General features: G+C 64.0%; 12 protein-coding genes. 7 read left to right on the forward strand and 5 right to left on the reverse strand.

Features of this window, described 5'->3' with window-relative positions; genetic code table 11:
* Window positions 1-136 precede the first annotated feature (136 nt).
* Window positions 137-850: a hypothetical protein gene (locus MTP16_RS04550; RefSeq protein WP_243516301.1), complete on the forward strand. Its 714-nt coding sequence runs from the start codon at window positions 137-139 to the stop codon at window positions 848-850.
* A gap of 580 nt (window positions 851-1,430) precedes the next feature.
* Here the strand turns inward: MTP16_RS04550 and MTP16_RS04555 are convergent.
* The 3 genes from MTP16_RS04555 to MTP16_RS04565 all read right to left on the reverse strand — a co-directional run bounded on the left by MTP16_RS04555 (window position 1,431) and on the right by MTP16_RS04565 (window position 7,032).
* Window positions 1,431-1,898, reverse strand: coding sequence for a hypothetical protein (locus MTP16_RS04555; protein WP_243516302.1), 468 nt, complete (start codon window positions 1,896-1,898; stop codon window positions 1,431-1,433).
* Window positions 1,899-2,011: 113 nt separating this feature from the next.
* The gene (locus MTP16_RS04560; RefSeq protein ID WP_243516303.1) at window positions 2,012-2,605 is read right to left on the reverse strand and encodes a hypothetical protein; all 594 of its coding nucleotides are present in this window, start codon (window positions 2,603-2,605) and stop codon (window positions 2,012-2,014) included.
* Window positions 2,606-3,180: 575 nt separating this feature from the next.
* The gene (locus MTP16_RS04565; RefSeq protein ID WP_243516304.1) at window positions 3,181-7,032 is read right to left on the reverse strand and encodes a beta strand repeat-containing protein; all 3,852 of its coding nucleotides are present in this window, start codon (window positions 7,030-7,032) and stop codon (window positions 3,181-3,183) included.
* 506 nt (window positions 7,033-7,538) lie between these two features.
* Here MTP16_RS04565 and MTP16_RS04570 point away from each other — a divergent pair.
* From MTP16_RS04570 to MTP16_RS04590, 5 genes are all read left to right on the forward strand, one after another.
* Window positions 7,539-8,579 (forward strand): hypothetical protein, encoded by a 1,041-nt coding sequence (locus MTP16_RS04570; protein WP_243516305.1) that lies wholly within the window; start codon window positions 7,539-7,541, stop codon window positions 8,577-8,579.
* 198 nt (window positions 8,580-8,777) lie between these two features.
* Window positions 8,778-8,984, forward strand: a complete 207-nt coding sequence (locus MTP16_RS04575) for a hypothetical protein (protein WP_243516307.1) — start codon at window positions 8,778-8,780, stop codon at window positions 8,982-8,984.
* On the forward strand, window positions 8,962-11,022 hold the full coding sequence (locus MTP16_RS04580; protein ID WP_243516308.1) for a prolyl oligopeptidase family serine peptidase: 2,061 nt from the start codon (window positions 8,962-8,964) through the stop codon (window positions 11,020-11,022). Before MTP16_RS04575 ends, MTP16_RS04580 begins: the two co-directional genes overlap by 23 nt.
* Window positions 11,023-11,117: 95 nt before the next feature.
* The gene (locus MTP16_RS04585) at window positions 11,118-12,182 is read left to right on the forward strand and encodes an LLM class flavin-dependent oxidoreductase (protein WP_243516310.1); all 1,065 of its coding nucleotides are present in this window, start codon (window positions 11,118-11,120) and stop codon (window positions 12,180-12,182) included.
* A 68-nt stretch (window positions 12,183-12,250) separates the two neighbouring features.
* Window positions 12,251-12,916 (forward strand): T9SS type A sorting domain-containing protein, encoded by a 666-nt coding sequence (locus tag MTP16_RS04590; protein ID WP_243516312.1) that lies wholly within the window; start codon window positions 12,251-12,253, stop codon window positions 12,914-12,916.
* 69 nt (window positions 12,917-12,985) lie between these two features.
* Here MTP16_RS04590 and ahcY read toward each other — a convergent pair whose 3' ends face one another.
* Window positions 12,986-14,305, reverse strand: a complete 1,320-nt coding sequence (gene ahcY, locus MTP16_RS04595; RefSeq protein ID WP_243516314.1) for an adenosylhomocysteinase — start codon at window positions 14,303-14,305, stop codon at window positions 12,986-12,988.
* A gap of 135 nt (window positions 14,306-14,440) precedes the next feature.
* Entirely contained in the window at window positions 14,441-15,196 is a 756-nt protein-coding gene (locus MTP16_RS04600; protein WP_243516316.1) for a DUF4397 domain-containing protein, read from the reverse strand.
* Between the two features lie 155 nt (window positions 15,197-15,351).
* Between MTP16_RS04600 and MTP16_RS04605 the strand changes: the two genes are divergently transcribed.
* Entirely contained in the window at window positions 15,352-15,963 is a 612-nt protein-coding gene (locus MTP16_RS04605) for a hypothetical protein (RefSeq protein WP_243516318.1), read from the forward strand.
* Window positions 15,964-16,034 lie beyond the last annotated feature (71 nt).

The raw sequence follows: 16,034 nt of genomic DNA on the forward strand, positions 1-16,034 counted from the left end.
GACAAGTTTTTTAAACTCCGTCAGTGCTGCAAGGGCCTATTGGCCGCCTTTTGCCGAACTGCTGGAGTAGTTTAGCAAACCGAGCGTATGTTTAGCACCCGAATTTTCCCGTTGTTTTAGAAGTGCTCAAAACCTCATGAACCAGGAAAAGCCGGAACAGAACGGATGGGTGTTGGGGGTGTGGCTCGGCTGCTTGCTGCTGGTGGGACTACTTTGGTTTACCCCCCTGGAGTTGGCCCCACGCCCGCTGGAAAACCTGCCTCGCTGGGGGCTCTGGCTGTTGGCGGTTCCGGCGTGTCGCCGCCTGCAGGCCCATTGGACGCGGCTGCGCCGGTTATGGGCGGCCCTGCCGTGGCTGTTGTGGGGGCCACTGGCCCTGGTGCTCACGCTTTATGTGCTCGGTTGGCTGTCGGACAACCGCCCGCAAGCGGGGTACTGGCTCGGGGTGAACGTGCTAGAGTGCGTGGCCGATGACCGGGTGTCGCGCACGACGCATGTGCTGTTTCGAAGGGGGCGCCAGGAAGTGGTCCACCAAGTGCTCGTGCCCTTCCACGCGACGGCTCCCCGCACCTTGCGGCTGTGGCGAACCGTGCAGGTAACGCACGTGGTACCGGGCGTGCGGTGGATTACGTGGTTGCCCGAACCGGCGAATCTGGACGCCTCCTGGCAGGCCGCGAACCTGGACGGGCGCGATGCGGAGGAGCAGTACTACATGGCGTATAAGCAACTCACTTTAAGCAACGACTCGGCCCTGCACCGGCGGCTACGTGCCGGGCAATGGAAACGATTGGCGGCGGTTAGGCAGCAAATGAGGGAGCAACGGAAAGCGCCACAGCTACGCGACAAATAGAGCCCACCACCCGGCGTTTAGGCAAACGGTCCGAGAGGAGTACGAGGATTGAGATTCGCTACTTTGCCAGCGTGATAGAACGAGAAAATCGCAAAACACTTCTTTACCTGCTATCGAGTACGGTTGTATTAGTCGGCTTCGTGCTCTGGCATTACCCACTGGGCCGGGCCACAGACCCAACGAATGGCGTGGTGTTGGAGGCAGCCAGTGATGTTCCTCGGCTGCGCATTGTCTGGGCTGTGGCGCGCACTTCCCTCCTGTTGCTAGCATTGCCGGTTTTGTATGCGACACTCAGAAAGCCATCGGCCTGCCGACTTTGGCTATTTTGGGCGTTGCTCGTTGCTGGCTGGCTGTTTGCAGGGGATTGGTACCCCAAGGTGGACTAAGTCGCGCCGGTGAGGATTTAGCAATTCAGGTCATCGTTCAAGGAAACGGTAGTAGTTTGAAAGGGACAGTTGTTCAAATTACGCCCTGAAAAAGGCCCCGAAAACTGCGTTTCCGGGGCCTTTTGGCGGGTGTCAAAAAGTATTCAAAAAGCAATCTGATGTGGAACGCGGGGAGTCGCTCGGCGCTGGGCGGGCTATTCCGTGAACGTCTGGGCCGGCGTTTGGGCAATAACGGTGCTGGTGTTGCCGCTCACGCGCTGCAAGTAGTAGTAGCACGTGATGGGATGGGCCGGGGCCGGGTTGGTGCGGTCCCAGATGAGGCTAAGGGGGTACTGCAGCGTGAGGGTGCCTTTGCGGTTGGGCAGCGTCACGTTGTTGGAACCGACGGAAAAGGTGCTGTTGCTGGTGGTTGAGGCAAACAGAATGGCCACCCGGTAGCCATCCGACGAGGTTTCCCCGTCGGCCAAGGAGTATTTCAGTTGCGCCGTGAGGGTGGACGTGCGCGAAACAATGGCGCCGGCCGCGGGCGTCAAGGATTCGAGCGTCAAACTTGTTACTTCGGGGGGGACGGGGGCCGGCTTGGCCGCTTCTTCTTTCTTGCCGCAGCTGAGCAGCAGACTGCACAAGAAGCCCATTGCCGATGATTTAAGGGAAAACGCCATGAGGAGAATGGGAGGGTTCGTAGATGCCAAGATAAGCCCGCGGCGCCGAAGCGGCTCTGAATCGGCCACCAGTACCGCGCCAGTTCGGCGACCGCTTCGGCGAAAGGAGGGGTTTATTTACCCGGCACCGGCTTGACCACAATGGAGTCGAAGAACCGGCGGCGCTGCGCATTGCCGCTCGTGCCCGTGCTGTCCTGTTGGTCGCGGGGAGTGAAAGTGAAGCCGTACGAGGTCGTGCCCACGAGCAGGTGCCGCGCCACCGCAAGGACGGGTTTCCCGCTCCCCCGGCTCACGTGCCGGTACGCGAATTCCACGCCTTCCCCGCCCGCCGTCGGAAAAGGGGATTGGGCCAGCAGCGTGCCGTGCTCGTGCCGGAGCACCCCTTGGAGCATCCGCTGATAAAAGGCGGCGCGGGTGGCGGCCAACGCGGCCTGTTCGGCGGAAAAGCCGGTCGCCGACTGGACGACCTGATAAGTCCCGTACGCGTCGGTGGTGAGGTACACGTGATTGTTCTTGACCTGTTCCGGCGACAGCGTTTTGGCCTGTTCCGGCGACAACGTTTTCGCCACTGCCAGTTCGGTCGGCTGGACGGGCAATTGCACGGAGACCCGCTCATCGAGGGCAAAGGTGACCCAGTCGGCCCGGGCAAACGCAGCCAAGGACAAGCCGCCAACCAGCAGCCAGAGGAGGAAGTGGGACTTTTTCATGCCACAAGGTAAGAAGCAGTACCCCACCGGGAAATGGGCCCTCCCCAGCGGTCGGTTTTCCCCGTCTGTCTCATCCCATTCCAGCCTGTCGAATACGTGAAAAGCCTGGTAACCAGACGCGAACGATTTACTGGTGTTGGAAGAGGACGGGTGATAGACGAGATGCGGGAGGAGCCAACAGCCAATGCTTAGGTTTACGAAAACGGTAGTTTTAGTGAAAGATAGCCTATTCAAATTACTCTCAAAAAGGCCCCGAAAAACTGCATTTTTGGGGCCTCCAGGTGGGTATCAAAAAGTATTCAAAAAGTAATGTTTTTAAATACTTTCTGCACCTTACTTAACTGCTGCGCTGCTTCCATAAGTCGGCATCAAGGGCGGCGAATGCCACTACTTTGCGTGGATGGCTGAAACTGCAGAAGCCCTGCCTGCGTCGCCAGATTCTCCTGCCCCGCCACCACGCCGGCCGCTGGGGTAACCGCAGCGCCTGCCCCCCGAAGCAGTGGATGCCGGGCTCTCACCCCAATAAAAAAGCCCTGCCGGAATACCGGCAGGGCTTTTTTCAACTCAGCGTCTCGCTATTCGAGTACGAGGCGGGTAACGGCTGTTTCGCCGTTTACCTGCACGCGCACCGAGTACACGCCGGTGGGCAGGCCCATGGCGTCAAACGGCACGCGGGTACCGCCGGCGGTCAGGCCCACGGTCTGGCGGCTGATGGTCTGGCCCAGCACGTTCACCAGCTCAACCTGGGCGGTGCGGGCAGCAGGCAGCGCCGGCAGGCTCACGGTGAAGGCCTGGCGGGCCGGGTTGGGGTACACGGCCAGCTCGCCGCCGCCCAGGGCGGTGCGGGCGGCCAGCACCGTGTTGAACGTCACGGTAACGGGGCTGGAAGTGCCGCCGCCCGGGTAGTTGGCCACAATGGTCACGGTGTAGGCCGCGCCCGAAGTCAGGCCCGTCAGGGTCACCGGCGAGCCGGTCACGGTCTGGGTCTGGGCCGTGCCGCCGGCACGGGTGTAAGTCACGGTGTAGTTGGTAGCACCAGCCGCGGCCGTAAAGGCAATGGTAGCGCCCGTACCCGTGATGTTCGAAACCGTGGCATTGGTCGGGGCCGGGGCCGTGGTGGTGAAGGTGGTGGTAGCTGCCGTCGAGGTCTGGCCGCCGCCGCAGTTGGTCACCACGCTCACCGAGTACTGCAGACCAGCTTGCAAGCCCGTCAGGGTCACCGGCGAGCCGGTAGCGGTCTGGGTCTGGGCCGTGCCGCCAGCGGCCGTGTAGGTAACCGTGTAGCTGGTGCCGGCGCTGGCCCCCGTGAAGGAGAGCGTAGCCCCGGTGGCGGTGATGCTACCCGCGGTGAGGCCGGTCACGGCCGTGCAGGGAGTCAGGGTGGTGAAGGTGGTGCTGGTAGCAGCCGAGGTCTGGCCACCGCCGCAGTTGGTCACCACGCTCACGGTGTAGGCCGTGCCCGAAGTCAGGCCGGTGAGCACCACCGGCGAGCCGGTGGCCGTCTGCGTCTGGGCCGTGCCGCCGGCAGCCGTGTAGGTCACGGTGTAGCCCGTGGCACCAGCAGTCGGCGCCGTGAAGGTGAGCGTAGCACCGGTGGTGGTGATGCTGCCAGCCGTCAGAGCGGTCGGCGCCGAGCAGGGCGCGAGGGTGGTGAAGGTAATGCTGGCCGAGGGCGAAACCTGGCTGCCGCAGTTGGTTACCACGCTCACGGTGTAAGCCGTGCCCGGGGTCAGGTTGGCCAGCGTCACCGGCGAGCCAGTGGCGGTCTGGGTCTGGGCCGTGCCGCCAGCAGCCGTGTACGTCACGGTGTAGCTGGTGCCGGCGCTGGCGCCCGTGAAGGAGAGCGTGGCGCTGGTGGTGGTCACGTTGCTCGTAGCCAGGCTGGTCACGGCCGTGCAGGGCGTCAGGGTGGTGAAGGTAGCAGTGGTAGCCACCGAAGTCTGGGTAGCGCTGCAGTTCGTCACCACGCTCACGGTGTAAGCCGTGCCCGAAGTCAGGTTGGCCAGGGTCACCGGCGAGCCGGTAGCGGTCTGGGTCTGAGCCGTGCCGCCAGCAGCCGTGTACGTCACGGTGTAGCTGCTAACACCCGTGGCGGGTGTGAAGGTGAGCGTAGCGCCCGAAGTGGTGATGCTGCCGGCCGCCAGGGCGGTCGGGGCCACGCAGGGCGCGGTACCCGTGCCCGTCACGCAGATGGTGAAGGCACCTTGCGTATCATTCGAGCCGTAGCCAGCCACCGAGATGTAGTAAGTCGTGTTGGCCGTGAGGCCGGTCAGGCTCACCGGACCGGCTACCGTGTTGTTGGCCGAGCCGGCCGAGCAGTTCACCTGCGTGAAGGGGCCGGCGTTGCTGGCGGCCGAGAATACGCGCACCAAACCGGCCGGGACGCCGGTCACCGTCACCGTGGCGGCCGTCTGGCCGGGCAGCGTGGTGAAGGAGTACCACACGTCCTTGGGGCTGGCGGCGATGCCGCAGGTGCCGGGGTTGGCGTAGCCGTTCACCGTGGTGGTGGTGGCACCGGCGTTGGTGCCGTTGGTGGGCGTGCAGGTGCTGCTCACGGTCAGGGCAGTGGCACCGGTCGGGTTGTCGTTGGCCGGCGCGGGTACGGGGGCGCCCGAGGTGAACACCACGGTTACCGGTGCAGAAGTGCCGCCGTTCGAGCAGTTGGTCACAATGGTAACCGTGTACGAGGTGTTTGGCGTCAGGCCCGTGAGGCTGATGGGGCTGCCCGACAAGGTGCCGGTCGCGGGGGGGGCAGTGCTGCCCGTTTCGTTCAGCGTCAGGGTGTAGTCGGTGGCGCCGGTGGCGGCCGTGAACGTCAGCGAGGCTGTAACCGCGGTGGCGGTTCCACCAGTATTGGTCACGGCGGCGTTGGTCACGCCCGCGCAGGTGGCCGGAGCGCTGCCACCCGTCACGCAGATGGTGAACGTTCCCGCAGTGGTACCATAGGAGTACACGCGCACGTAGTAGGTTTGGCCCACGACGAGGCCGCTGAGCGTGGCCGTTTCGGTGCCACCGGAAAGCGTAGCGTCGGCGCAGCCGATGTTGGTGCTAGAGGCGCAGCTGCCGCTGCGCACGTCCACCACGGCATCGAAAGTGGCGCTGCCCACCACCGTCACGGTGTGTGAGGTGGCCGTGGCCACGAACCGATACCACACGTCGTCGTCGGCGTTGCCGGTGAAATTGCCGCAGGCAATGGCCGCCAGCGTCTGCGTGGCCCCGATGGTGGTGCCGTTGGTGGGCGTGCAGGTAGCGCCCGTCGTCAGGGCGATGGCCCCGGCGCAGTCGTCGTTGGCCGGTGCCGAAACGGCAGCGCCCGAGGTAAAGGTCACCGTGACGGGGGTCGAAGTACCGCCGCCAAAGCAGTTGGTCACGATGGTCACCGTGTACGGCGTGTTCGGCGTCAGGCCCGTCAGGCTGATGGGGCTGCCCGACAAGGTGCCGGTGGCGGGGGTGCCCGTACCGCCGGTTTGGGCCAAGGTCAACGTGTAGTTTGCGGCGCCCGTGGCGCCCGTGAACGTCAGCGTCGCATCCGCCGTGGTAGCAGTGCCGCCGTTGGCAACCACCGTCGCGTTGGTCACACCCGCGCAGGTAGCCGGGGGCGTCACCACGTCGAAGCGGTAGGTGCGGCCCGCGTCGGGGCCCACGTTTGCCCGGTAATTGTGGGTGCTCGTGCCGTACTGGCCTGTGATGAAAGTAGAGGTGGACCAGGCACCGGAAGAGCTCGCCTTGTTCACCAGCACCGTTTGCCCGCTGGCCGCGCCCGAACCCTTGATGCCCACCGTGGGGTAACGTGCAATGGCGGTATTGGCCGAAGCCGTGGCCGTGTTGTACACGAACTCGACGCGGTTGCTGGTTTCGTAAAGCTTGACTTGGAACGAGAAGTTGGCGTATTGGCTCAGGGTGGTCGTGCCCGACTTGTCGCTCACGTTTTTCCACTGAATGGTGCACACCCGGTTGGGCGCGGCACCGGTGGTGGCCACGCGGTACTCGGTGTTGCCGGCCGAGCCGGGGCCCAGGTCTTGGTTAAACGGCATAATCAGGTTCACGTCCGCCGCACTGGTGCTCGAAATCGGGTCCACGCCAGGAGCTTGGCCGGTTTCGTAGTTGGCAAACAGGTTGGTCACCGAAGGTGCCGCGCTACCCAGGCGGATGAGCCCGTTGGTGCTGAGCACGAATTGCGTAAACGACGCCCCGTTGTAGCTGAACGTGAAGCCGATGTTCTGCGCAGCCGAGTTGGCGTCGTCGGTGTTGGCCGTGCTGATGGCCGTGCCCGTGGTGCCCAGGTCGGTGTAGGTGCCAGCCACGTTGGCCGCAGTGGCCGTGGAGTAGTTGAGCACCTGCCCTTGGGCGGCGCCGGCTCCAAGCAGGCCGCCCAGCAGCAGTGCCCAGCGCCTCAGTTTTGGAATGGAACGTATGGGTTTTGTCATACTAATGATGAAATGAAAAAGAGAAAGAAACGGAAAGAAATGAACGGTTAATTATGGCGCTGCAAGGCTATTTGTTGTGGAAAGCCCATTCGCGTGCTAAAGTAAGGACTAACAGCTCATATGCTCAGCTTGCCAGCCAACTTACTATTCTCATGGTCCCATTCAACCGGTGCTTTCTGCTGACGTTTGCCCGCTCCAGCACTCACCGAATGCTATAAAATCGGGCTTTTTGAGAAAACAGCAATTGGCATTCACTGTCCACCGGCTGGGCAGGAAGCAGCTAAGGGGCTTATTCATCGCTCCTACTGTCCAAGTAGCCGCATTTGCGCGCCGAAACGGGGCTTCCAGCAGGCGTTCTGCTGCTGAGCAAGGCGCGGGGCGCCGCCTGCCTCCATTATTTTCTACGCCAGCAACCCGCCCACCCAGGGCGGGCCCGGCCGCAGTAGCAACAAACCCATAATAAATAGCGCCCCAGGCCGTACTTTTCGGGCAAAACCGCGCTGCTTATGTCCTTCCGCTTTGTTCTGGCCGCTCTGGCCCTGTTGCTGCTCACCGGCCCGCTCCGCGCCCAAACGGCCCTGGGCCAGCCCTCGCTCGACGAAAGCAAGGTGCAAATCTGGTGCGCCACGGTGCGCTTTGTATACGACGACGCCGGCCGCCCCAACCTCAAAAGCACCGTGCGCTGCGAGGGCGGCAACCTCGACGCCCTGGCTGCCAGCATCCGGCCCGACAGCCTGCGGGTGTACTCGCTGCTCTACCAGCCCCTGGAGGGCCGTGGCGCCCTCTACCAGGGCAAGAAGGACAACCCCGCCCGGCTGGCCGCCCTAGCCAAGGCCATTGTGAGCAAGCTGAAAAGCTCGCCCGCCCGCCGCAAAGACCCGGCCCGCATGGCGCGTGTGGCCGCCCTCGAAACGGCCCTGACCAACTACGTGACCTCGGGCACGCCGCTGGGCGAAGTGCCCGCCGCCATGGCCCCCGAGAAGCCCGACACCACCGCCGTACCCGGCGCCCCCGGCCCCGCCGAAGCCGCCGAAGCCCAGGCCGCCGCCGAGCGCGACGCCGCCCGCCCCGACGGCGCGGCCCTGCCCACCACCGGCCCGGGCAACCTGCTTTTCCGCTTTGCCGCCCCGCTCTCGCTCATCCTGAGCATTCTGAGCTTGGTACTCTACATCATGCTGCGCGTCACGCTGGGCCATTGGCGCCGGCAGCAGCGCCGCGAAACCCTGGAAGCCAAGCACGCCGCCGCCGCCGCCCAAACGGCCGCCGCCGAAACCAACGCCGCCGTGGCCGACTCTCTGGCCCGCGTGAAGCGCGCTGAGGCCCTGGTGCTGGCCGCTTCTGAAACCAATGCCCCCGCCACGCCGGCCCTCGACCAGCTCAGCCCCGCCCAGCGCCTGGAAGTGGAGCGCCTGGTGAGCCAGCGCGTGGACGAGGAGCTGCGCTGGCTGCGGGCCAACCTGCCCGAGCTGGTGGCCGCTGCGGTGGCGGCCCCGGCGGCGGCAATGGACACACCGGCTGCTCCGGCCGCTGCTGCTGACGATGTGTAGGCTGCGTTCGGCTGCTTAACCCCACCCCCGGCCCCTCCCCCCAGGGGAGGGGAGCCACGGCATGGCTGACGCTGTTCTATTTGAATTTTTACCTTCTAAAATATACAGAATACTCTTAAATCGTCTGGCTCCCCTCCCCTGGGGGGAGGGGACGGGGGTGGGGTTAAGCACCTGAACTACATTCAATTTCTTACATTTATGAAAGCTGCTTTCCGCCCGCTCGTGCTGCTGGCAGCCCTGGTGCTGCCGGCCTGCCGGGCCAGCTCGCCGCCGGCGCGCAACACCCTGCCCCGCCGCCAGCCCCTCACCGAAGCCACCACCCCCGAAAACGCCGAGCCCAGCCGCAAAGCCGGCCTGGAGCTCGTGCCCGACACCACCCGCCGTGACCTACCCCAACAGCCGTAAAACCGACACCACCGACACCTATTTTGGCACCGCCGTGCCCGACCCCTACCGCTGGCTCGAAGACGCCGACTCGGCCGAAACCGCCGCTTGGGTGAAGGCCCAGAACGAAGTCGCGTTTGATTACCTAAGCCAAATTCCGTTTCGGGACGCCATTCGGGCCCGCCTCACCCGCCTCTGGAACTACGAGCGCTACAGCGTGCCCGAACAGGTGGGCGACGAGCTGGTGTACGCCAAAAACGACGGGCTGCAAAACCAGGCCGTGGTGTACCGCCAGCGCGGCAATGAGGCGCCCCGCGTACTGCTCGACCCCAACCAGTTTTCGGAAGACGGCACCACCGCCCTGGCGGGCATGGAGTTCAGCAACGACCACCGCTACCTGGCCTACGCCACCAGCCGTGGAGGCTCCGACTGGAACCAGGTCCGCATCATGGACCTGCGCACCCAGGAGTTGCTGCCCGATGTATTGGATTGGGTGAAAGTCTCGGGTACGTCGTGGACGGCCGACGGCTTCTACTACAGCCGTTACGACGCGCCCGCTCCCGGCGAAAACGACCTCTCGGGCAAAAATGAGTTTCACAAGGTCTACTTCCACTGGCTCGGCACGCCGCAGTCGGACGACCGGCTGGTGTATGAGAACGCCGAAATGGCTTTGGGCTTCCGCATGGCCGGCGCCACCGAAGACGAGCGATTTCTGTGCCTCTACCTTACCGATGGCGTGAGCGACGGCAACCGCCTGCTGGTGCGCGACCTGAACGTCCTGGCCCAGGCCGACAGCTGGGTGACACTGTTCGGTTCATATGAATTCAACAACACCGTCATCGGCAGCGTGGGCGGCGAAGTGCTGGTATATACCAACTACCAAGCGCCCAACTACCGCCTGGTCGGCATCGACTCCAGCCGGCCTGCCGAAGCCCACTGGCGCGAGGTGCTGCCCGAAACTGCCAACAAGCTCGAAGGCGTGAGCCAGGCGGGCGGCTACCTGCTGGCCAGCTACCTGCACGATGCCAGCTCGCAGGTGAAAGTGTACTCAGAGCAGGGCGAGTTTCGGCACGACGTGGCGCTGCCGGCCATCGGCACGGCCAGCGGCTTTGGCGGGCGGCGCGAGGCTACGGCGGTGTACTACGCTTTTACGTCCTTCACCTACCCCACCACCATCTACCGCTACGACGTCGCCACGAACACCAGCGCCGTGTTTCGCGCCCCAGCAGTGGACGTGCGGCCCGCCGACTACGAAACCACCCAGGTGTTCTACCCCAGCCAGGACGGCACGCGCATTCCGATGTTCATCGTGCACAAGCGCGGCCTGGAGCTGAATGGCCAGCACCCCACCTACCTCTACGCCTACGGTGGCTTCAACGTGAGCGTGACGCCGGCCTTCTCGGTGGCGCGGATGCTGTGGCTCGAAAACGGCGGCATCCTGGCCGTGGCCAACCTGCGCGGTGGCGGCGAATACGGCGAGGACTGGCACCGCGCCGGCATGACCCCGCACAAGCAAAACGTGTTCGACGACTTCATTGCCGCCGCCGAGTACCTCAAAACAAACCGCTACACCGACACGCAGCACCTCGCCATTGCGGGCGGCTCCAACGGCGGCCTGCTGGTGGGGGCCGTGGCCAACCAGCGCCCCGACCTGTGCCGCGTGGCCCTGCCCGCCGTGGGCGTGATGGACATGCTGCGCTACCAGAAATTCACCATCGGCTGGAACTGGGCGCCCGAATACGGCACCTCCGACGACGAAGCGCAGTTCCGTAACCTACTGGCCTTTTCGCCCCTGCACAATCTGCGGCCCGGCACCGCCTACCCCGCCACGCTCATCACTACCGCCGACCACGACGACCGGGTGGTGCCCGCGCACTCCTTTAAGTACGCCGCCGCCCTGCAGGCCGCCAACGCCGGCCCCTACCCTACTTTGATTAGAATCGATGTGAACGCCGGCCACGGTGCCGGCAAAAGCACCGCCCTGCTCATCGACGAGTGGGCCGACGTGTGGAGCTTCTGCTTCGCCAACATGGGCGTGACGCCAGTGGTTGAAATGTAGGGGCGGGGCTTGCCCCCGCCCGGGCGTCTGTGCCGCTGTCATATTTTCGTTCACTGACGGGCGGGGGCAAGCCCCGCCCCTACTCCCTCTAGCTTATGCAAATCGGAATCAGCTCATTTGGCGAGGTCGCCCCCGCCCACGTGGCCGGCCAGGACCACGCCGCCGCCCAACGCATGCAAGAACTGCTGGCCATGGGCCAGCTGGCCGATGAAGTGGGCCTCGACGTGCTGGCCCTCGGCGAGCACCACCGGCCCGACTTTATCATCTCGGCCCCCGAAGTCATTCTGGCCGCTGTGGCCGCCGTCACCAAGCGCATCCGCCTCAGCAGTGCCGTCACCGTGCTCAGCTCCGTCGACCCGGTGCGGACCTTCCAGAACTTTGCTACGGTGGACCTCATTTCCAACGGACGGGCCGAGATTATCGCCGGCCGCGGCTCTTTCATTGAGTCGTTCCCGCTGTTTGGTCAGGATTTGAAGGACTACGATGCGCTTTTCATTGAAAAGCTGCAGCTGTTGCTCAAAATCAATGAGAACGAAGTCGTTTCCTGGAAGGGCAAGCACCGCGCGGCCATCGACGCCAAGGGCGTGTACCCGCGCCCGGCACAGGCCAGAATTCCGGTTTGGATAGGCGTGGGCGGCACGCCGGCCTCGGTCATTCGGGCCGGGCAGCTGGGGCTCCCGCTCACCATTGCCATCTTGGGCGGGGCGCCCGCGCAGTACGTGCCGTTTGCCGAGCTCTACCGCGAATCGGCCCAGAAGGCCGGGCACGACGTGGCCGCCCTGCAGCTGGCCATCAACTGCCACCTGCACGTGGCCGACACGGCCCAGCAGGCCCGCGACGAGTTTTTCCCGCCCTACTCCACGCTCATGAACCGCATCGGCCGCGAGCGGGGCTGGTCGCCCATGGACCGCCGCCACTTCGACTACCTCTGCGGCCCGCAGGGCCCGCTGCTGGTGGGCTCGCCGCAGGACATCATCGACAAGCTGCTCTACCAGCACCGGCTGTTCAACAACACCCGTTTCCTGGCCCAGCTCGTCATTGAGGGCATTGCGCACCAAAGCGTGCTGCGCTCCATCGAGCTGCTGGGCACGCAGGTGGCGCCGGCCGTGCGGGCGGCGCTGGGCGTCACAGGCTCCGAATCCACAAAAGTTTCGGCCTGAGAAGCAACCCCGAACGTCCCAAAGCGGTCAGCAGCAGAAAGGTAATATACAAACTCAACCGTTCTGCTATGCGTCATTTCGTCTTCTTGCTGCTCTTACTGAGCCAACAGGCTTATGCTCAAAATGTCACGGCCTACAAAATACTGCCGGCCAATGCGTCCGCCAACGACAACCTCAAGCTGGTGCTCACGGTGGCCCACGGGGGTTGCGGCGGCTACTTTAGCTACAGCGTCACCCGTTCGGGCAATGCGCTGGCGGTGAGGGGGTGCTACCCGGCTGTCGTCATCGCCATGCCCTGCGTCACTTCCGACACGGTGCAGCTAGGCCGGTTGCCGGCCGGCACCTACAGCGTTTCTGCTGCCAGCTACATTGCCCAAACGGCCAGCGACTGCCCGGGCACCGCTGTGGTGGCGCCCGGGCCGCCCAATGCCACCGGCAGCTTCACCGTCGGGCTGGCGCTGGCTAGCCGGGCAGCAACCCCGGCCTGGACGCTTTCGCCCACCGTGGTGCCCGCCACGGCCACTGCCCTGGCCCTATCCGGTGAGGCAGCCTGGCAGCAAGTGGCCATTTACGACGTGAGCGGCCGCCAGCTGGCCCGTTACGCGGCTCCGGCCCTGCCCGTCCTGAACGGCAGCCCGCAGGTGCCCGTGCTTAGCCTGGCCCCGGCCCTTTATCTGTTGCGCGTGACGGACCAAAGCGGCCTCACCAGCACGCGGCGCTTCGTCCGGCAATAGCTGCGCGGCACCCACGAAAAAGCCCCGCCTGCATGCACAGGCGGGGCTTTTCACTTCACTAATTTGCTACTAGTAGCGGTACAGGTCCGACTTGAACGGGCCTTCTACCGGCACTTTGATGTAGTCGGCCTGCTTGCTGGTCAGCTCGTCCAGCTCCACGCCGATTTTGGCGAGGTGCAGGCGGGCCACCTTCTCGTCGAGGTGCTTGGGCAGGGTGTACACCTGGTTTTCGTACTGGTCAGCGCGCTGCCACAGCTCCAGCTGGGCCAGCGTCTGGTTTGTGAACGAGTTCGACATCACGAACGAGGGGTGGCCGGTGGCGCAGCCCAGGTTCACAAGGCGGCCTTCGGCGAGGATGATTACCTCTTTGCCGTCGATGGTGTAGAGGTCCACTTGCGGTTTCACCGTGTCCTTGGTGTGGCCGTAGTTCTGGTTTAGCCACGCCATGTCGATTTCATCGTCGAAGTGGCCGATGTTGCAGACAATGGCCTTGTCCTTGAGGGCGCGGAAATGCTCCTCGCGGATGATGTCGCAGTTGCCGGTGGTGGTGATGACGATGTCGGCGCGCGGAATGGCGTTTTCCATCTTCTTCACTTCGAAGCCGTCCATGGCGGCCTGCAGGGCACAGATGGGGTCAATTTCCGTGACAATAACGCGGGCACCGGCGCCGCTCAGCGAGGCAGCGGTGCCTTTTCCTACGTCGCCGTAGCCGGCCACCACGGCCACTTTGCCGGCCATCATCACGTCGGTAGCCCGGCGAATGGCGTCCACGGCCGATTCTTTGCAGCCGTACTTGTTATCAAACTTCGACTTCGTCACCGAGTCGTTCACGTTGATGGCGGGGAAAGGCAGGGTGCCGTTTTTCACGCGCTCATACAGACGCAACACGCCAGTGGTAGTTTCTTCCGAAACACCTTTGATGCCGGCGGCTAGCTCGGGGTAGCGGTCCAGCACCATGTTGGTGAGGTCGCCGCCGTCGTCGAGAATCATGTTCAGGGGCTGGCGGTCTTCGCCGAAGAACAGCGTCTGCTCGATGCACCAGTCAAACGAAGCCTCGTCCATGCCCTTCCAGGCGTACACCGGGATGCCGGCGGCGGCAATCGCGGCGGCGGCGTGGTCCTGCGTCGAGAAGATGTTGCACGACGACCACGTGACCTCGGCGCCCAGGGCGGTGAGGGTTTCGATGAGCACGGCCGTTTGAATGGTCATGTGCAGGCAGCCGGCAATGCGCGCGCCTTTGAAAGGCTGCGAAGCGCCAAACTCCTCCCGCAACGACATCAGGCCGGGCATTTCGGCTTCAGCGAGGCGGATTTCCTTGCGGCCCCACTCGGCGAGGCTCATGTCTTTTACTTTGTACGGAACGTACGTTTTCGTCGTGGTTTCCACCATGATGCGGATTAATTTGGTGTATCGCGTGTCAACTGCAAAGATACTCGATTTGTTCAGCGGTGCGGCACACGAAAAAGCCCGCGCTGCGGGCGCGGGCTTTTCTGAAATCAGGCGAACCGGCTAGAATGCCTGCCGTTAGTTGTTCTGGATGACAACCGCCTGCAGTTGTTGGGCCGCCGGTACGGTTTGGCCAGTTGTGGGCACAAGGCCTCGCACCACAACCGTGTAGATTTTGCCCGCTTCGTACGTTTTGCTGCCCGTTCCGGAGCCCGAGCCATCGCCCACGGCAAGTTGCTGGGTAGCAGGGGTGCCGCCGATAATGGTCAGGTTGAGGGGACCGGGGGCGAGGCGCACAAAATCGGAGGCCGCACCAAAGGGTACGTCGCCGGTCAGGGGAGTGCCGGGCGTGGGCGGCGATACCGAAGGCCCGGCCAGGCGCACGGGGCTGGGGGCATTGAGGCCCAGGTGCACAATCCGGATTTTGGCCTCGCCCGCAACCGGCGCCGCCAAATTATCGGGCACCGAGAGCAGGGCCAGGCTGCCCAGCGTATTATTGGGCGAGTAAGCAAACACCGAATAGCTCTGGTCCTTGGCGACGGCCAGCGTCTGCGTGGCCACTACCTGGCTGCCGTTGTTGGCGCGAATGGTGGCGTTTCCGGCATTCACATTCGAATAACCCGCGCTCTGGCCATAGTTGAGCTGGCTCAGTTGCTGGTCATTGCCAAAGAAGGTAATCTGCGCGTTGGCGGCAACGGCCGCGTTCGAGAAGGTCACCTTGCCCGTGTCGGGCACGGGGGTGGGCGCAGGCGTGTCAGATTTACCGCAGGCGGCCAGCAACATGGTGGCGGGTACCAACGCCCGCAGTGCACGGGAAAGGACGAATGTTTGCATAACAAAAGGAGCTAAAAAGAGGAAGGCAAGCCGTCCGAAACACAACCGGCCGACCCGGCCTGAACGTGTGCGCCAGCTGGTTTGTTGAGGTGACACTGCAAAAAAGTGCGGCTCATCGGAGTTTTCTCCCCCTGGGCGCATTCTATCTTTGTTATATGCACAAACTTACCGGGTTGAATTCGGCAACGTTGCGCCTCCGCGCTACGGCAGCTACGGCCTTGATTTTTACAGCCCTTGCCTTGGCGCAGGCGCAGCAGGCACCCGCCACCATCCGCCTGCACCCCGACGATGCCGCCCGCGGCCTCAACGGCTCGCAGCACAATTTCGACTTCCTGCCGCCGGGCGTGGGCGGCGAGCAATACCAGACGGCTGGCTTCTTCGGCCAGAAGCTGCGCCCCTACCTGGCCGGCAACCCCGAGGCCGTCGGTTTTCTCAACCAATACCGCCGCCAGAAAACCGTGTATTTGATTGACCGGGTGGTGGCCGTGGGTTCGTTCGGCCTGTGGGGCCAGCAGATATTTGCCGGCGATGAGAAGCAGTATTTCAACAACACGCAGAAAGTGGCGTTGGGCGTGTTTGCCACCAGCCTGCTGGCCACGGTGTTCATCAACCGCAACACCAATACCTATATGAAGCGCGCCGTCGAAGCCTACAACGCCGGCCCGGCCCACGGCAGCGCGTGGCCCCGCCTGCGCCCCACCGCGGTGGGCCTGGGCCTGGCCCCCACGGGCCAGCCGGTGCTGGGCCTGCGCTGGGCGGTGCGCTAGGGAGTAGTAAGTATTGCGTAGCCAGAAACGCGATTTGCGCCCCGAAGCCCGAAACGCTTGCCGCTTGTTAC

Origin of the sequence: Hymenobacter monticola, assembly GCF_022811645.1 — a bacterium.
GTDB lineage: Bacteria > Bacteroidota > Bacteroidia > Cytophagales > Hymenobacteraceae > Hymenobacter > Hymenobacter monticola.

What these genes read in the sequence shown, in the direction of transcription:
- MTP16_RS04550 (WP_243516301.1), top strand. Translation starts at nt 137, where the DNA reads ATGAACCAGGAAAAGCCGGAACAGAACGGATGGGTGTTGGGGGTGTGG.
- MTP16_RS04555 (WP_243516302.1), bottom strand. Translation starts at nt 1,898, where the DNA reads ATGGCGTTTTCCCTTAAATCATCGGCAATGGGCTTCTTGTGCAGTCTG.
- MTP16_RS04560 (WP_243516303.1), bottom strand. Translation starts at nt 2,605, where the DNA reads ATGAAAAAGTCCCACTTCCTCCTCTGGCTGCTGGTTGGCGGCTTGTCC.
- MTP16_RS04565 (WP_243516304.1), bottom strand. Translation starts at nt 7,032, where the DNA reads ATGACAAAACCCATACGTTCCATTCCAAAACTGAGGCGCTGGGCACTG.
- MTP16_RS04570 (WP_243516305.1), top strand. Translation starts at nt 7,539, where the DNA reads ATGTCCTTCCGCTTTGTTCTGGCCGCTCTGGCCCTGTTGCTGCTCACC.
- MTP16_RS04575 (WP_243516307.1), top strand. Translation starts at nt 8,778, where the DNA reads ATGAAAGCTGCTTTCCGCCCGCTCGTGCTGCTGGCAGCCCTGGTGCTG.
- MTP16_RS04585 (WP_243516310.1), top strand. Translation starts at nt 11,118, where the DNA reads ATGCAAATCGGAATCAGCTCATTTGGCGAGGTCGCCCCCGCCCACGTG.
- MTP16_RS04590 (WP_243516312.1), top strand. Translation starts at nt 12,251, where the DNA reads ATGCGTCATTTCGTCTTCTTGCTGCTCTTACTGAGCCAACAGGCTTAT.
- ahcY (WP_243516314.1), bottom strand. Translation starts at nt 14,305, where the DNA reads ATGGTGGAAACCACGACGAAAACGTACGTTCCGTACAAAGTAAAAGAC.
- MTP16_RS04600 (WP_243516316.1), bottom strand. Translation starts at nt 15,196, where the DNA reads ATGCAAACATTCGTCCTTTCCCGTGCACTGCGGGCGTTGGTACCCGCC.
- MTP16_RS04605 (WP_243516318.1), top strand. Translation starts at nt 15,352, where the DNA reads ATGCACAAACTTACCGGGTTGAATTCGGCAACGTTGCGCCTCCGCGCT.